This window comes from Acinetobacter calcoaceticus, assembly GCF_016508255.1.
Classification (GTDB): domain Bacteria; phylum Pseudomonadota; class Gammaproteobacteria; order Pseudomonadales; family Moraxellaceae; genus Acinetobacter; species Acinetobacter calcoaceticus_E.
This window is the reverse complement of the sequence record NZ_JADVKT010000002.1, coordinates 280,414-296,506: the sequence shown is the minus strand read 5'-3', so window position 1 is coordinate 296,506 and position 16,093 is coordinate 280,414. Positions and strand designations below refer to the sequence as shown.

The following is a 16,093-nucleotide window of genomic DNA, read 5'->3' as shown; positions in this document are numbered from 1 at the left end:
GTTTTCAATTTTCTATTACTTTAAACAGAGTGTAATTATTATGCAAAATCAAGATATTCAGATTGTTCCAGTTCAGCCACAGGACTACTCTCAATGGGAAAAATATTGGCTTGCTTATCAAAATTTTTATCAGGTAAATTTACCTCTTCATGTCACAAAAATGACTTGGGAACGCTTTTTCGATGGAAATGAGCCTGTTTATTGTGCGGTGGCAAAACAAGGTGAGCAAGTTTTGGGAATTGTGCATTATGTTATTCATCGCTCAACATGGGTAGAAAATAATTATTGCTATTTAGAAGACCTCTATGTTTCACCTGAGGTCCGTGGTCAACATATTGGTAAAAAACTCATTGAGTATGTACAAAAGCAGGCGATTGAACACAACTGCGACCGTTTATATTGGCACACTCAAGAAACCAATCACACCGCTCAAAAACTCTATGACTGGATTGCACAAAAACCAGGAATAATTGAATATCGTATGCCTTTAGTCTAAATGAAGCAAAACACCAAAAACTTTGATTCTTTTGGTGTTTTATATTAAAAATATTCTATTTAAGACCCAAATGGTTCACTACTTACACCTTAGCGGATAAGCTTGATTACTTTGTCATTAATGAGCGTGCATTGATTGAATTCTGCAAAACGTTTGAGCTCTTGCTCTAACTCGTAAAAGAAATGCTCTTTATCTTTGATTATTTTTTCTAGGTGTAGGCTAATTACTTGTAACTCTTTTACTATCCGATGTGCTTTGCAGTCTATACGGCCCACTAACTCATCTTGATAAAGAATAGGTAAGCAAAAATAACCAAATACCCGTTTGGCCGCTGGCACATAGCACTCGATCCGATAATCAAATTCAAATAAAGAAGTTAAACGGTCACGATGAATAAGTGAGTTATCAAACGGTGAAAGTATTTTTAATCCAAAATCAGTACTAGCTTTTTGTTCTATTGCGGCCATATCAACATATATCGTTTGCCCACTGGTAAGCTTAATTGCTGATACAACACCTGCGTCAATCTGCTCATTCAGTACGACACGCATCGTTTCTTTTAAATCATTTTTCTTTAAATGGACTAATTGCTTCCATGTAAATGCACCATGTGCTCGAAGCGTATTATTAAATAAATACTGCGCATATTCATAAAGCGTAGGCATACTCAAATCAATATTTTCAGGCAAGCAACGCTCAGTCAAATCATAGACTTTTTCCATTCCGTTACGCTCACAGATCATCAGGTCACCCTGCATATATAACTGCTCAAAAGCACGGCGTCCCGGACCCGTATTCCACCAATTCCCCAAACTCTTTTTATTATTTTTATCAATATCTCTTAGTCGAATTCTACCTTCAGCACGAACACGCGACAAAATTTCATTCATGAGATGTTGATCACCTCTATTAAAGTAACGGCTTTCCCCATTCCTGACAGACAGCATGGCAGGCAAAGCATAACGATAATCTTTCATTGGCAGATAAGAGGCAGCATGATACCAATATTCAAAAACCTGACGCTCTCGAACTAAATGATTTAAATAACTTAAATCATAATCAGGAACTCGATTCCACAATATATGGTGATGAGCACGCTCAACAACCGATATAGTATCAATCTGCACATAACCCAAATGTTCAATAGCCTGTAGAGTTCCGTCCATACCTTTGGCAAACGGACTAGTCTTTCCTAAGCCTTGATTAAATAAAACCAAACGTTTTAAAGATGAAGTCATACAAAGCTCAATGGGCTAATTATATTGATATGGGCTACTACTCAGATGAATATGAGATTGGTTCAAGTGAAATCAGTTTCCTGCAAATACACTAAACATTGCAATAAGACCCAAAGAATAAAATATCAAAGGTAAAGCCAAAAACCATAAAATTGCACGCTTATTCGCTGAAAATACTATTTTTGCAGCAAGATAACTTACCCAACAGGAATAAATGCTAAAAAATAAAATGATTAAACCAGACCAGATCTCTTCACTAAAAAATGTATCTAAATAATTATCATAAACAAATGTTTGAATAATAGTAATAATAATTACAGGTAATGCTGCAACAAACCATTGCATAATATTGACCTGACGAATCAAAGAGGTATCTGGGTTCTCTACACCACACCATTTCAGACGAATTTCATACCACCAACCATAAAAGTACCATGTGATAAATGAAGCAACCGCGCCCAGTGCTGCAACACAAATCCAATAGTTAAGCCAATGATCTAAAATAAAAGAATAGGAAGAATAATTGGGATGGTCTGATGCCAAAGCTTTAAGAAGCTTTGTATCAATGCGATCCATAACAAAAAATACAGCAACAAGATAAGTCGCGAAATGAATATACTGCATATCTAATTTCGCGAACATTAAGAAAAATGCTTTAGGCTTAAAATATAATTTTGCGATTTGTTTTGAACTAATCACTGAATCAATTTTAACGTCCTGTATTCTAGGTTCTGTAAACATATTTACTCTTTTAATTTATATCATTCAAACTTTCGGCAATAAGTTTTTCTGCCATTTCTTGAGTTTTTCTTAATCCAGGCATACGGAATTCAGTATGGCCATAATCTTGAATAGATTTCCAACGTCCGCCCCACGTGAGCCCAACTGATTCAGCAACTTGCCCATATAAGCGGTAGCCTTGCATAGCCCATGGATCACGTTCAGAAATAACCACTTTACCATTTCGCTTAAATGCCACATCTGCTGCTAAACCAAATTGATGGTAACTCTGATAGCCTTTTGCCTTGGTTGTATTCGGATTACCTGCCAGCATATTTTGGCGTCCCGGGCTGCGATAACCTTCAAGCAGGACAAGCTCATAGCCATATTGCTCTTTCATAATTTTAAAGACCATAAGCAAACGTTGCTTATAGCGTGGATTCATTTTGTCCCACTTACGATTGACCATGTTTGTATCTAAAATTGCACGACCATCGAAGCTTGCTTTATCAATAGGTGAAGAATCAACCACACCACCATCTTGAGAAGCATGCTGCTGTTCCAATTGCGTCGCTTCAACAATTGCTGCGGCAATCAGACCTTCATCAACTTCAGGCGGAGGTGATAAAATTTCTCCATTTAATAATGCATAAATTTGAGGATCCGTTTTTTTAAGATATTCAGCTTCAATCCGAGTTGAGCTAATCGGGCGAGTAAAAGCAAAAACTAAAATACTGGCAAATAAAAAAAATCCTGCAATCACAATCCACCATTGCTGCAAATGCCAATGGGATTGTAATTTTTCAGGTGCAGCTGCCTGATTCATAGTTTGGGCAAATTGCCTTACTTGATTGAGTTGCCGACGTCCCTGAGGTAATAACGATAAAACAAATGTTCTACCCTTACTTCTTAATTCATATGACATTAAAAATGCCAGCCCTATAGCAAGGCAGGCAAAACAAAAGAAAATTAGAAAAATCATCATGAATTTACTAGTTCACCGCAAACGGGCTACGAGTAATTTTAATGTCAACCGAAGCTTTTGGTGGCTCCACCTGAGCTTCTGGCTCAACTGGAGCCTTATTAGCCTCAGCAGGTTTCGCTTGAGCTACCTTAAGTTGAGGAACAGCTTTTTTCTGAACTGGCTGTATTGGTTGAGTAGATTTAGCTACAACTTGTTGCTTAGGTGCTACCCGTTCCCCTGTTAACTGTGCATCAAATGGTGAAACCCGTTGTTGATTCGGAGCTGTATTTTTATGAGGAGCAGGTTTAAAAATACCACTCAGTTCATTTTCCTTAGGCTGCTCAAAACCTTCATGGCTCACCGGATCAGCTTGCTCTTGCTGATCAGCTGCAACTTGTCCATGTACGGAGGAGTTCGACATTAATACTTGATCATGTTCCTGATCTTGATTTGATTTATTCTCAACAGTTGTAGGATCTGACGAATACGGTTGAGACAAGAACAGGAATAGTGAGATGCTTACAAACACCCCAGCAATAACACCAATCACAATATAAAGTATTGGTGATTTCGGCTTTTTTTTATTCGACTGTAAAACTCGAATAGAAGTTGGTTTTTCCTGAGCCATTTCGTACCATCATCAAGGTAAATAAATTGTAATATGTGCTTGCTCTTGAGGAGCAGAAATCACATTTTGATAATTAGATAATGCTTTATCATTCTGATTAGTCAGCATAAATCTTAGCCCTGCAAAGGTAAGAAATGCAAAAATCAATAAAAATATCAAAATCCAGAAGAAAGGTACTTCGCGATGGATAATATTTCGTATTTGATCGGGAATTGCCGAGAACGGCGAAAATGCGATCTTTTTCCCTTTTAAATAGTCAATTTCGTCACCAACTCTTGATACTAAATGGTTGAGACTCTCCGTAGACTCAATTCGGTACTTCCCCTGAAAACCTAATAAAAGGCAGTAGTGAAATACTTCTAGAGCAGCTAGACGTTCTTTTCCACGGCTACGTAATTGTTCCAATATTTCAAAGAAGCGATAACCAGCTAATTGAGAGCCAAACAAGCTCAATTGCAATGGGCTAATTAACCAAGCATTTTGCAAATTAAAATAACTTGGGTCCTGCTGCGTTACGATAGTTTCATCAATCAAAGCACAAAATGCATATTTAGCATCATGAATATCATCAGCTGAAAATTGCAACTTTTTGGCTTGTTGCTCAAATTGGTTGAGTAAGTTTAAGATTTTTTCACGAAACTGCAGCGCATCTGCTGGCACATACTGATTTCGAATTAAAAAAACCAGATAAAAGCCATCATGCAATAAATCAATAAGATTGATTGCCTGTAATTTTGCTTGAGACTGGCTATTATTGCTCCCGCCCGTTCCAATTTGCCCATCATCAAATAAAGAAGGAGCACCTGTGGATTGTGACATTTTTCTCTCCTTTACCGTTAAGCGTTCATGACCGCAATCAATTCAATGCTGATATCTTGGAAACCAGCCGGAACATAAATACAAATCGTTTCTGAATCTAGCATGCGTTGGTAAAGCTCATGATGCGGTTCAATTTCAAAATAACTCACACCAGAACGTACAGGTATAGCAGTTGGAACTTGAATTAAGTGATGCAATGGAATTGCAGGTAATGCAGCAACCACACGTTGCTCTACATCTAAAGTACTACCGATTTTGAATCGTAAAGGTACAATCTGGATTAACTCATGTGTCTGCATTGCACTACTTGATACTGCAATATAGAGTCGAGTGTCTCGAGTAATCTTATCGGTTTCAAGACTTCCTACCCAATATGAAGGTCGGATTTCTTTAAGTGCAATGCTGATATAACGACTCGAAATAATCGTATCTAGTAAATCACGCAAAATCGTGTCTAACTGTGAGAAACTTTCTTGTAAATTATGGTGTTTATAAGCAGGTAACTGATCAACATCATAGGCCGTCGAGAAAGTTAATAATGAACCTGCTAAGCGTAATAATTCAAAGAATAAACGTTCTGGATGAATTTGTGGATATTGCACAAAATGATTAAGGCCAGCATGAGCTGTATTTAAGGCATTCACTAACCAGAACGAAACAATATCACCTGAACGGAATTCAATTAATTTCTGTTCATTTTCTCGGTTATTGGTTTGAATCGTCTTAATTTTTGCCTTAATAACGTTCAGTGTTCTTTTTAAATTTGAAATGAGTGTTTCAGATGCATCTACATTTAAAATTGGTGGAATAAACTTTCGATCAATTTCAAAAGCCCCAGAGCTTTGACGCTTGATCTTTCCAATAGGTAAATATAAAAAACCATCTAAATTATGGTCAGGATTACTATGTACATCTAATAATTTAAAAACAGCACGGCGACGGAGTAAACTAATATCTGCTTCGGTTGCATTCGTAAATAGATCGTGCGTTTCGACAAGATGAGATTGATATCTGCCCTTTTGCGCTTGGTTTTGATCAATTAGATTTTGCTTGTTTGCTTGTAAAAGTGGTAATGCTAAATAGATTACCATTTCACCACGTAAATTAAGATCATCCAATAAAATTGGCTCAGGCAATAAATCATAAGCAGGTGCCTGATAAATTTCTCCGTCTTGCCAGATCATCTCTACAGACTCAAGAGCAAGAATATGTGTGCTCAATTGAGCCTCATCGAAACTGAGTTTTTGAACACCATATGAAAAAGGTACAACTGCTCTAACCGTATGATTCAACCGTTGTTCATGATAAGTATCTTGAATTTGGAAATGTTGAGGTCTTAAAAATAAACCTTCGCCCCATAGGACTTTTTCAGCTTTAAACATATGTCTTTACCAATCTTTATTCATATTCATTTTTAGGTTGTACACCTAACATTTCCTGAACCATTTGTAATGGATTCTCATCTTTAATGACTTGTGCTAGCCATTCATGTAACGGCATTTGACTCCATTTAATGGTTTTTTGAAGCATATAGCTCACAGGGCTATGAGGTTCGTTTGCTTGAAAGTAATCCGCAATTTCTTGCAACACTTTCATTGCTTGCTCACGATTGGCCAAGTGAGTTTGTGCTTGAGGCTGAAAAACAGACTGATCTGACACGATTTGTACTGGCACTTGATTTTCCATAGATGAACTTGTCATGACAGTGGCCTGTTCTTGGATTGGTGTAAGCCCATTACCAAAAGCCTCTGCTTTATAAATTTTACGTAGTGTGCTGTGAATTGTTTCAAATGCTGAATCAATTGCACCAAAACTCGGCGAGTCTAGTCCCATTAAATGATCAAGGGTTTGCTTTAGAACATCCCACTCAGTTAAGACTGAACTAAAATCTTGATAATTAGAGTATTGAAAACTTTTAGACGTATTGAAAATGGTTTGATCGAATTGCTCTAACTCCGAAGGTCCAGACTGACTATCATAATCTTCTGTTTGCTTACGACGAATATTTTCGTGATAGAGAAAATTATCGTAATCAAGCAAATTATAATAAGGAGCTGTATTTGTTAAAGAGACTTTCTTTAACAACATAGGGAGTTGATTAATTAAACCCTGTAATAAACCAATGCGCTGATCTAAATCATTATCTTCGATAACAGGGTGAATTTCCTGCCAGTATTGATTCAACATGGTATGACTTAGGGTTAAACCTTTGGCCATACCATCAAAACCATAAAGATGAGTCCAAGCTTCCAAGAGCCAAGTTAATAGACGAATATCTTTTGTATTCTCTTTTAGCAAAACACTTGTTTTATTTGATACAAAGTCCCAATCTGCTTGTTTGCGCTCAGCAACCCAATCACCTTGATCTAACAATAAATCATCTTGTGTTTTCGCTTTTTTGATTTCATGAAATTCATTAGAAAATGAAAAGTCGTTACCACAAGGTAAGCTATCACTAATGGGTTTAAGTAGTTCAGAAATATCAATATTCATCTAATTTTAGCTCTATTCAATTTTAAACTTCTGACTTCAACTTTTTACTCGTCCTTTTTTTAGCAACTTTTGCAACCGGATCTAGTAAATATTGAATTTCGTCATCTTTAGCATCAATCATGATAATTTTTGGTAATTTTTGCTCTGCTAAAGCCACCAAAATTTCTGTAGCTAATGCAGGTAACACCGTAGAATTTAAAATATTATCGACGTTACGAGCACCACTATCGACTTCTGTACAACGGCTTAAGAGCAACTCTACCAAATCATCAGAATACTGGACTTGTGTACCGTATTGTTTTTCAATTCTTGCTGTGATCTTGCCTAGCTTATGTTTAATGATTCGTACGAGTAAATCGTCATGTAATGGGAAATACGGCACAACTCTCATTCGGCCTAAAAATGCAGGTTTGAATTGCTTGTATAAACTTGGTTTTAAATGGTCAATCAACTCTTCCGCCGTAGGCCATTCTTCAACAGGCGTATTTAAACAAGCCTGCATAATGGCACTTGAGCCAGCATTTGAAGTCAACAAAATAGTGGTGTTTTTAAAGTCAATAACTCGTCCTTCGCCATCTTCTAAAGTACCTTTATCAAATACTTGATAGAACAGCTCCTGAACATCACTATGTGCTTTTTCAATTTCATCAAGTAAGACAACACTATATGGGTTACGGCGAACAGCTTCTGTTAAAACACCGCCTTGACCATATCCTACATATCCAGGAGGTGCACCTTTAAGCGAAGATACAGTATGTGCTTCTTGATATTCAGACATATTAATGGTGATTAAATGCTGCTCACCACCATATAATTCATTTGCCAAAGTTAATGCAGTTTCAGTTTTACCGACACCACTTGGGCCCACCAAAAGAAATACACCTTGTGGCTTATTAGGATCTTCAAGTCTTGCTTTTGAAGTTTTAATACCCTGAACTAATTGTGTAAGTGCATAATCTTGCCCCATTACACGCTCGCCCAACTTATCTTCAAGCGTTAATATCTGTTTAATTTCGTCATTCACCATTTTTCCAACAGGAATTCCGGTCCAATCAGAAATAATTTCATTAATGATTTGAGAGTTTACTCTTTCAAAAACTAATGGTTGCTGACCTTGAATTTCAGCAAGATCCTTACGCAGTAGATTAATCTGATCATAAGCTTCAGACTCATTAGAATGATTCTCTGCTTCTAATTCCTGAATTTTATGAACAAGTTCTAATTCTTTTTGCCACTGCTCTTGGGTTTCATGAATTTCTTTTTGCAAAGATTCTAAATTAACTTTTAAATTATCCAATCGTTCATGATGAATTGGAATTTGACGATGTTCATTTTCTAAAATCTGCTGTTCCAGCTTTAAGTTATGCTCTTGAGCCTTTAACTGGTCAAGCTTTACGGGTTGTGCATTTTGAGTCAATGCAACACGTGCTGCTGCCGTATCAAGCACACTAACTGCTTTATCCGGAAGTTGACGACCACTAATATATCGATGTGAAGAATGAACTGCCGTAACAATCGCCTCATCATCAATTTGTAGATTAAAGTGCTGCTGCATAACAGGAATCATTGCCCGTAACATATCAACGGCAACTTCCTCAGTTGGCTCTTCTACTTTTACCACTTGGAAGCGTCGGCTCAACGCAGCATCTTTTTCAAAATATTGTTTGTATTCAGCCCAAGTGGTTGCAGCAATGGTACGTAACTCACCCCGTGCAAGCGCTGGTTTTAAAAGATTTGCCGCATCATTTTGCCCGGCTTGTCCACCCGCACCAATTAAAGTATGCGCTTCATCAATAAATAAAATAATAGGATGAGCAGAAGCTTGAACCTCTTGAATCACTTGTTTTAAACGATTTTCAAATTCGCCTTTAACACTTGCGCCAGCCTGTAATAGCCCCATGTCAAGCACGTGTAAATGTACATTTTTTAAGGCGTTAGGTACTAAACCTTGAGCAATTTTTAAAGCTAAACCTTCAACCACAGCTGTTTTACCAACCCCCGGCTCTCCAGTTAAGATCGGGTTGTTTTGGCGTCTCCGCATTAAAATATCGAGCATTAACCGAATTTCATATTCACGACCAATAACTGGGTCTATGCCGCCGTTTTTAGCTTTTTCAGTTAGATTAATCGTATATTGATCAAGCGCAGGAGTCTTAGCTACTTTAGTATTTGCTACAGTCGTTTCTGTTGGTTCGACTTCACCAGAAAGTGTTTTTGTTTCATCTTGTTGTTCAATACTCTTCTCACAAATTTCAAGAAACTTATGTTTCATTGAATCAATTGGTAAAAGATCAAATAAACTCGAAGCGCGAGTGGCAATTTGATATAAATCAGGTGCAGTTAATAATGCAACTAATAGATGACCACTACGCATGACTGGATTTTGTTCGGCCGAAGCCAATAACCAAGCTTGTTCAAACAAACGAACGATAGATTTAGCAAAAATAGGAGTTCGATTATTACCTTTAGGTAATTGAGATATTGTCTCTTTTAAATCATCAGCTAAAGCTTCAGGTGAAATTTTATATTTCTTCAATAAAATTTTTAAATCATTCTCTAGAGATTGATTAAGTAACTCTAAAAATAAATGTTCAATTTCAATTTCGTAATTTTGTTGAATAACACAAGCATTAGCTGATTTTTCTAAAGCAGTACGCGCAACTGTAGAAAGTTTTGTAATTAAAATTTTTAAATTACTCATCATTACTCTCAATATTTTTAAATAATTTAATGCTTAAAATCATAATGTCTGTATATTAACAAAATTCAGCTTTATCAGACAAACTACTCTTCATTTCAAGCGTTAATATAAGGTTATAGATTTATATCTATATAAAAGATATTTCTACCATTATCCCTGATTAACCAAACTTTGTTTTGGCAGTAATTTGCAACCGCATGATAATGAATCATTTACACGCGCTGCAGATTTTCCCATAACAAGCATATTGGGATCGCCCGATACAATTGTAGAAACCGTTTTGTGTAACGGACAAGTTGCCTTATCTCCTACACATGCAATAGCAATTCCTTCAATTAAAAACGTACTATTACCCGAAATAACTTGCCCGCCACCTGTTGTTGGGCATCCAATCGTAATGTAAGGACTAGCCATGTTCTTCTCCTTATATTTATAGAACAGTAAACTCAATTCGACGGTTTTTCTTTCTTCCCTCTGGAGAAGTATTCTCTGCGACTGGTTTAGAGGAACCCAAACCTTCCGCTGATAAGTGATCTGCAGGAATACTCTTACTAATCAAATAGTTTTTCACTGCTAACGCCCGATCTTGGCTAAGTTTTAAGTTTTTAGTCGCATCACCGGAACTATCTGTATGTCCCACAATTTTGACTTTTTTACCGCTTACTTTATTTAAAGCAACAGCCATCTCATCAAGAATTTTTTGACCAGCAGCTGTTAAAACTGCACTACCAGATTCAAACTCAATAATTCGATTTTTAAGTGCATCATCAATAATTTTCTGCTCTGCCTGATTTACTGATAATTGTGAATACAATTGATATGGTGGCTGAACTAACCCCTGAAAAGACTGAGTAGTAGGTTGAATATCTGCTGGATTCAGCATTTTTCCACTCAACTCAAATCGCGTACCATTCACGCTTAATTTACCTTGTGAAACTTTTTTAAGATCAGGTGTAATGACTCGTGTAACAGAATCGCTCCATCCATTTGGAGCAGCTACTGGCCTAACTTGTATTTTATCTACAACCTGATCTGCGCCATAAACAGACTGCATTTTTAATAAGATAGCCTGCTTACTGGCTTCATTAGGAACTACACCTTCTACAACAATAGGCTGAGCCAAAGCATAATTAGCAATAGCATAGATAAATGAGCCTTTTATGAGCTGTAAAAGTTTAGTTTGATATCGTTGATTCATTATTATTCACCCAAAAAAGTCTGTCTAAATAGTTTTAAGCCTTGATTTAAACTTAACTGTCGTTGGCATAATGATTGTTCTAGCGTAGCTAAACCAGCATCCTGCTCCAAATAAGTATCAATCCACTGAGCTTCTATTAAAGAAACCCAGTGTTTACTATCCATATCCTGAGTAAAAATATCGCTAAGGGCTAAAATATCAGCACCTTGAAAACCGAAGAATAATACGGGTTGCTCTCGATGTAACAAACCTATGAGTACCTCAGTATTATGTTCCTTTAAAAAACGGCAAATAATACTGACCCAAAAAGCCGCTATTTCATAACTGTAAGCAGGATTATTAATAGGTAGAATTAAAACTTTATTTAATCGACTAGTTCCATTTTGTAAAATGGGTTGTAGTAATAATCCTAGCCCAATCATACTTTGTGCTAGTTCATAAATACTCAACTTCATCAATTGAGCAAATGAATGCATCGTATGATTTTCATAGAAGCCGACACATTCTCGTTCAGTTAAAACCTGAATTTGATTCTGTAAGTGACTCAATTTCCCAAGTAACAAATCTGAATCTTTAATTCCTTTTAAAGTGCGATTGTTTTGAAATAAATCAACAAGTACATGTTTATAGCTATATGGCGCATATAACAAGTTCTCATAAGGCAAATCAATTTCTAATAAATGGCTAAGTACCATTGGAAAAGATCGGCCTGAACTATCTTCACTTGCGAGTAAATTCGCCACTAAAAACATATTTTCTTTTGGATTTGCAATAAAAAAATCCAGTGAAGGTAAGGTGCTATAAGCTTCTTTAAAAAGACCTGATTGCATTGCATATTCCAATGCCTCAGTAATCCACTGATCAAGTACCTGTATTAAGGCATACTGACCTTTTGTTTTTAAGAAGTCCCCCCGCGCTGGACTTTTACCATAATACAGAGGAGTTGTTTTTAATGTTTGCATTATTGCTCCTCCTTTGGCATAGCGGTTATTTTCCATGTCATGGCTTAACTCCCGAAGAAGGCTGAGCGATTGCTGAAACAGGATTTCCTGTTTTTGCTGGTGCTGCTTGAGCTGGTGCCTGCTGAGCAGAAACCACTAGAGCGGCTTTATCGGCAGTGACTTTCTCAACCAGTTGCATACCCGCATAACCACGGCTTGAACCAATACTGCCTGAATTACTACTAATTAGACGGAAATTCATTTTTACAGATAATGCTGGGTCGGTCTTACTACGCCAAAGCATTTCAAATCCACCATTTTGTTCTTTACGCTGAGCGCTATCAATTAAACGGTTAATACCGTATTCACCTGGCTCATCAAAAATAGTGTGCGTTTGACCCTGTAAATCTACTGCGGTAATACGAGCACCTGGAATGCTGCCTGGATTTGGCCAAATAAAGTTAACCCACTGCTGCACACCATTTTCATAAGTCATACGCTGACCATCAATATCAACTGTATATGAAATCAATTGTGGATTTGGAATTGGATAGAACTGGAAGTTAGATTGATTGGTTGCAGGAGCGGCTGGAGCTTGACTATTTAACTCACCAGTTGCCATGCCATTAGATGGTGTCACATATCTTTGGAAACTCATGACAAATTGAGGATTTAAACTAATTCCTAAATCTTTCCATGTCTTAGACGTTAACGTATAACCACGACGAATCACAAATGGATCAAGATTTTCTTTTACAAAGCGAGAAATACTGCCATTTTCACCCAAGATTTGACCAATTTCACTACTTGTAGCTTGTAAAGAAGCCGATGAATTGAATGGATATTTCTTAGCAAGATTTGCTGTAAATGGCTGATAAGCTTGCATGACCCATAATTTATTAATTTCGTCTTGCGTAGGTGTAATTAAACTCTCGAAAGCCTGTGTAAGTGGACTAACCACTAATTTTTGTAGTAATCGCTGATCAATTTCATTGAAACCAACCGCCATTTTTTCATCTACAATTTTTTGCGTTTGATTAAATACAGAAGTTTGCTCATTAAGGGTTTGCTTGACTAATGTCATCACATTAGGTCCAACTTCACCTGCATTCTTAAGCTCGTTAAACTTGCTACGAACTAGAGCTAAATTTGTCATATATTCATCAAGTAATGATTTACCTTGTTGATCATCACGTTTGCGAACCAACTGGTAGAACATTTGGTATTCTTGAGAAATAGCACCTTGAGCATTAGTTGCCACTTGGTTAGCAACCTGCTTATCATCATGATTTAAAACTTTACGTTTAAACCAAGCAACAAATCCTTTTTGTGGGGCTGCTAGCTCTGCTTGAACAACTGGATTATCCCAGTTTGTTTCGATCGCTACCCTTTCAATTAAGGTTCTAATCGGAGAGTTTTGCGGCTCACCCAAAACATCAATATTTTTTACTTGCTGAGTAAATTGGCCCGCTTTTGCATAATGAATGCCACCTAAGAATTTTCTCCATTCAGCAATATATTCTTGCTTATAGAGTGCGGTAAGTTGCTTTCTAATTTGTTCAGGGCTGCCTGAGAAAGTTAAATCATCAGACTGACGGCTATTTAATACCCAGTCCTTACTATCTGTTGGTTTATCAGCAGCTGCTTCAATGGCTTTTTCTACATAATCATTCCATGCTTTTTGGGTAAATACGCCCGGCAATGCATAACTACCCAATACAACATTTTTATTTGCTTCACCAACGATCTGGCTTACAGTCAGCGCAGGGAAACGTACCGCAGCACGCATTTTTATTTCGTTATAAACACGATCACGCGCAGGCATTCCTCTCACAACAGAGAGCAACACTTGACGTGTTTGATCAACAATTTGCGAATCTGCCTCTAAAATTGGGAATTGTTTATCATTCGCCAAAGTCATTGCATAGGATAAGATCTGTTCAGCTTCCTGAATCATATCTGCACGTGGCATTTGCCCTTTATTAGCATCAAGCCAAGAACGCCAGAAACGTGTAACCTGATCACTCAGATGACTTGCATCCATATATTGCGGATTACTCATCATCAAATATGCTTTTAATGCGTTATACGCATCTTGAGGATTTGTGTCTGAAGGTTCTAAATATTGTTGAGCCTGAGCAGTTTGTTTAATCTCAACATTCGTATGATTGGCTTTTAAAGTTGCTTCATTATTTTTTACACGTTGCAAATATTGAGCAATATTTTGCTGTGTCGGTATTAAGACAATTTGCTTAACGCCTTTTAAATATTCAGCTTTTAACTTTTCACGAAGTTCATTGCCCTGATACAAACCAAAACTAAACTTAAGTGGTCTATTTTCATCAAACTCATCTAACTGCTGTAGACGTCTTTGAAGAATAAGTAAAGCTTCTAACTGAGTGGACAATTGCTGACCCGAAGCTTTCTCTAGTTGAACAACTTTATTTAAATCAGCTTGGACTTCGGCAACTAATTGTTGGTTATTGCGATATGACCAAACCCATACACCCAAAATAATTGAAACACCCGCCAAAGCACCAATAAATGCAATGTAGCGCTGACGTTTTCTGCCCGTATTTACATGCTGCTTAACGAGATCTTTATCTTTTAAAATAACATCTGAAAATAGACCGTTTAAGAAATAACCGTGGTTAGGGGTAACTTTTGAATGATCTTTTAAATCACTTTGAGCAATTTGAGTAAGCTGAAATTCTTGTGCAATTTGCTCTGTCATTGGACTTTCAATGACACCTTCTTGCAAAGCACTAGTGAAGTAAAACCCACGGAAAACAGGTTGGAATTGATATGGATTATCTTCAAAAAGTGTAGCAATAAAGCTCTTTAAAGCTGGTTTTAATGTTTTAAATTCTAACGGGAAAGTCATTACGCTTGGTGAGATGTTTTGCGAATGACGACGACTTAAATGAGTCGAACTCACCCCTTTTAAACCATCGTAAAGAATATTGTAATGCTTCTCGAACAAATCTACGGCATTATGCGAAGAACTCTGGTCATACGGAAGCGTCGCTCCCCAAGCTTGGTTATACTCCTGAGCTTCATAAAATTCAAAAAACTCTGTAAAGCCCGCAATCAAGTCCATTTTTGAAAAGACTAAATAGACAGGAACAACAACTTCCAACCGCTCAGTTAAATCTTGAATACGAGCACGTAAATTTTTAGCAAGCTTTAAAGAGTTTTCAGGACTTTGGCTAATCAACTCAGCAATACTAACAATCAGAATCAAACCATTGACCGGAGCTTTAGAACGGTTCTTTTTTAGAATATTTAAGAAACCTAACCACTCAGAATGATCTTCGCTATAAACAGAATAGCGACCAGCCGTATCGAGTAAAATACCTTCTGTAGAGAAAAACCAGTCACAATTTCGAGTACCACTTAAACCAGCAGATACCATTTTTTGATGCGTTTCTTCAAAAGGAAACTTTAAACCAGAATTATAAATAGCTGAACTTTTACCTGCAGCCGGGTTACCAATAACCATATACCAAGGAAGCTCATAGAGTGCTGCATTCCCTTTTTTATCACCCAACTTAGATTTACGAATCAGTTGGATTGATTCTTTCATTTGTTGGCTAACAAGCTGAAGCTCTTCTTTATCTTTATTTTTCCCATATTCAGCTTGATTATCTTTTTCAATCGCCTCAGCTAGTTCTTCACCTTGAGCAGCATGCTTTCTTCGTTGAATAAGCCAATAGATACCATAAACTATAAGACCCAAAGCATAGGCAGTTGCTAAAGCCCAGAATATATGGCGAGGAATTGAAGTGTATGAAGACATCAATGCCACGAACAATGACAAGGCGATAATTGCTTTAGGATTCGTGATGTACTGCCACAAGTAGCCTAAAATTGTATGCATTCTATTCTCGTTCTA

The 16,093-nt window shown here is 37.0% G+C and carries 13 protein-coding genes; 1 reads left to right on the top strand and 12 read right to left on the bottom strand.

Features of this window, described 5'->3' with window-relative positions; genetic code table 11:
- Nucleotides 1–40 precede the first annotated feature (40 nt).
- The gene (locus I5515_RS05350) at nt 41–496 is read left to right on the top strand and encodes a GNAT family N-acetyltransferase (protein WP_199965109.1); all 456 of its coding nucleotides are present in this window, start codon (nt 41–43) and stop codon (nt 494–496) included.
- Nucleotides 497–585: 89 nt separating this feature from the next.
- On the opposite strand, the gene I5515_RS05345 is transcribed toward I5515_RS05350, so the two are convergent.
- The 12 genes from I5515_RS05345 to tssM form a co-directional block, all read right to left on the bottom strand.
- Nucleotides 586–1,734 (bottom strand): winged helix-turn-helix domain-containing protein, encoded by a 1,149-nt coding sequence (locus I5515_RS05345; RefSeq protein ID WP_199965108.1) that lies wholly within the window; start codon nt 1,732–1,734, stop codon nt 586–588.
- Nucleotides 1,735–1,806: 72 nt separating this feature from the next.
- A complete protein-coding gene (locus I5515_RS05340; RefSeq protein WP_199965107.1) occupies nt 1,807–2,475 on the bottom strand; it encodes a hypothetical protein in 669 nt (222 codons plus the stop codon).
- A gap of 10 nt (nt 2,476–2,485) precedes the next feature.
- Nucleotides 2,486–3,439, bottom strand: coding sequence for a M15 family metallopeptidase (locus tag I5515_RS05335; RefSeq protein WP_199965106.1), 954 nt, complete (start codon nt 3,437–3,439; stop codon nt 2,486–2,488).
- A 7-nt stretch (nt 3,440–3,446) separates the two neighbouring features.
- A complete protein-coding gene (locus tag I5515_RS05330; protein ID WP_199965105.1) occupies nt 3,447–4,046 on the bottom strand; it encodes a hypothetical protein in 600 nt (199 codons plus the stop codon).
- Nucleotides 4,047–4,058: 12 nt separating this feature from the next.
- Nucleotides 4,059–4,865, bottom strand: a complete 807-nt coding sequence (gene icmH / locus I5515_RS05325; protein ID WP_199965104.1) for a type IVB secretion system protein IcmH/DotU — start codon at nt 4,863–4,865, stop codon at nt 4,059–4,061.
- Between the two features lie 17 nt (nt 4,866–4,882).
- Nucleotides 4,883–6,247 carry a type VI secretion system baseplate subunit TssK gene (gene tssK, locus I5515_RS05320; RefSeq protein ID WP_199965103.1) on the bottom strand — a complete coding sequence of 455 codons (1,365 nt, stop codon included), beginning with the start codon at nt 6,245–6,247 and terminating at the stop codon, nt 4,883–4,885.
- Nucleotides 6,248–6,263: 16 nt separating this feature from the next.
- The gene (gene tssA / locus I5515_RS05315; protein WP_199965102.1) at nt 6,264–7,358 is read right to left on the bottom strand and encodes a type VI secretion system protein TssA; all 1,095 of its coding nucleotides are present in this window, start codon (nt 7,356–7,358) and stop codon (nt 6,264–6,266) included.
- Between the two features lie 22 nt (nt 7,359–7,380).
- The gene (gene tssH / locus I5515_RS05310) at nt 7,381–10,062 is read right to left on the bottom strand and encodes a type VI secretion system ATPase TssH (protein WP_199965101.1); all 2,682 of its coding nucleotides are present in this window, start codon (nt 10,060–10,062) and stop codon (nt 7,381–7,383) included.
- 147 nt (nt 10,063–10,209) lie between these two features.
- Nucleotides 10,210–10,473, bottom strand: coding sequence for a PAAR domain-containing protein (locus I5515_RS05305; protein ID WP_199965100.1), 264 nt, complete (start codon nt 10,471–10,473; stop codon nt 10,210–10,212).
- Nucleotides 10,474–10,489: 16 nt separating this feature from the next.
- Nucleotides 10,490–11,257, bottom strand: a complete 768-nt coding sequence (locus I5515_RS05300) for an OmpA family protein (RefSeq protein WP_199965099.1) — start codon at nt 11,255–11,257, stop codon at nt 10,490–10,492.
- A gap of 2 nt (nt 11,258–11,259) precedes the next feature.
- Nucleotides 11,260–12,219: a type VI secretion system-associated protein TagF gene (tagF, locus tag I5515_RS05295; RefSeq protein ID WP_199965098.1), complete on the bottom strand. Its 960-nt coding sequence runs from the start codon at nt 12,217–12,219 to the stop codon at nt 11,260–11,262.
- A 37-nt stretch (nt 12,220–12,256) separates the two neighbouring features.
- Nucleotides 12,257–16,078, bottom strand: coding sequence for a type VI secretion system membrane subunit TssM (gene tssM, locus I5515_RS05290; RefSeq protein WP_199965097.1), 3,822 nt, complete (start codon nt 16,076–16,078; stop codon nt 12,257–12,259).
- Between the last annotated feature and the right edge of the window lie 15 nt (nt 16,079–16,093).

Bases quoted from the DNA above. Each gene is read 5' to 3' on its own strand.
- I5515_RS05350 (WP_199965109.1), top strand. From the start codon at position 41: ATGCAAAATCAAGATATTCAGATTGTTCCAGTTCAGCCACAGGACTAC.
- I5515_RS05345 (WP_199965108.1), bottom strand. From the start codon at position 1,734: ATGACTTCATCTTTAAAACGTTTGGTTTTATTTAATCAAGGCTTAGGA.
- I5515_RS05340 (WP_199965107.1), bottom strand. From the start codon at position 2,475: ATGTTTACAGAACCTAGAATACAGGACGTTAAAATTGATTCAGTGATT.
- I5515_RS05335 (WP_199965106.1), bottom strand. From the start codon at position 3,439: ATGATGATTTTTCTAATTTTCTTTTGTTTTGCCTGCCTTGCTATAGGG.
- I5515_RS05330 (WP_199965105.1), bottom strand. From the start codon at position 4,046: ATGGCTCAGGAAAAACCAACTTCTATTCGAGTTTTACAGTCGAATAAA.
- icmH (WP_199965104.1), bottom strand. From the start codon at position 4,865: ATGTCACAATCCACAGGTGCTCCTTCTTTATTTGATGATGGGCAAATT.
- tssK (WP_199965103.1), bottom strand. From the start codon at position 6,247: ATGTTTAAAGCTGAAAAAGTCCTATGGGGCGAAGGTTTATTTTTAAGA.
- tssA (WP_199965102.1), bottom strand. From the start codon at position 7,358: ATGAATATTGATATTTCTGAACTACTTAAACCCATTAGTGATAGCTTA.
- tssH (WP_199965101.1), bottom strand. From the start codon at position 10,062: ATGATGAGTAATTTAAAAATTTTAATTACAAAACTTTCTACAGTTGCG.
- I5515_RS05305 (WP_199965100.1), bottom strand. From the start codon at position 10,473: ATGGCTAGTCCTTACATTACGATTGGATGCCCAACAACAGGTGGCGGG.
- I5515_RS05300 (WP_199965099.1), bottom strand. From the start codon at position 11,257: ATGAATCAACGATATCAAACTAAACTTTTACAGCTCATAAAAGGCTCA.
- tagF (WP_199965098.1), bottom strand. From the start codon at position 12,219: ATGCAAACATTAAAAACAACTCCTCTGTATTATGGTAAAAGTCCAGCG.
- tssM (WP_199965097.1), bottom strand. From the start codon at position 16,078: ATGCATACAATTTTAGGCTACTTGTGGCAGTACATCACGAATCCTAAA.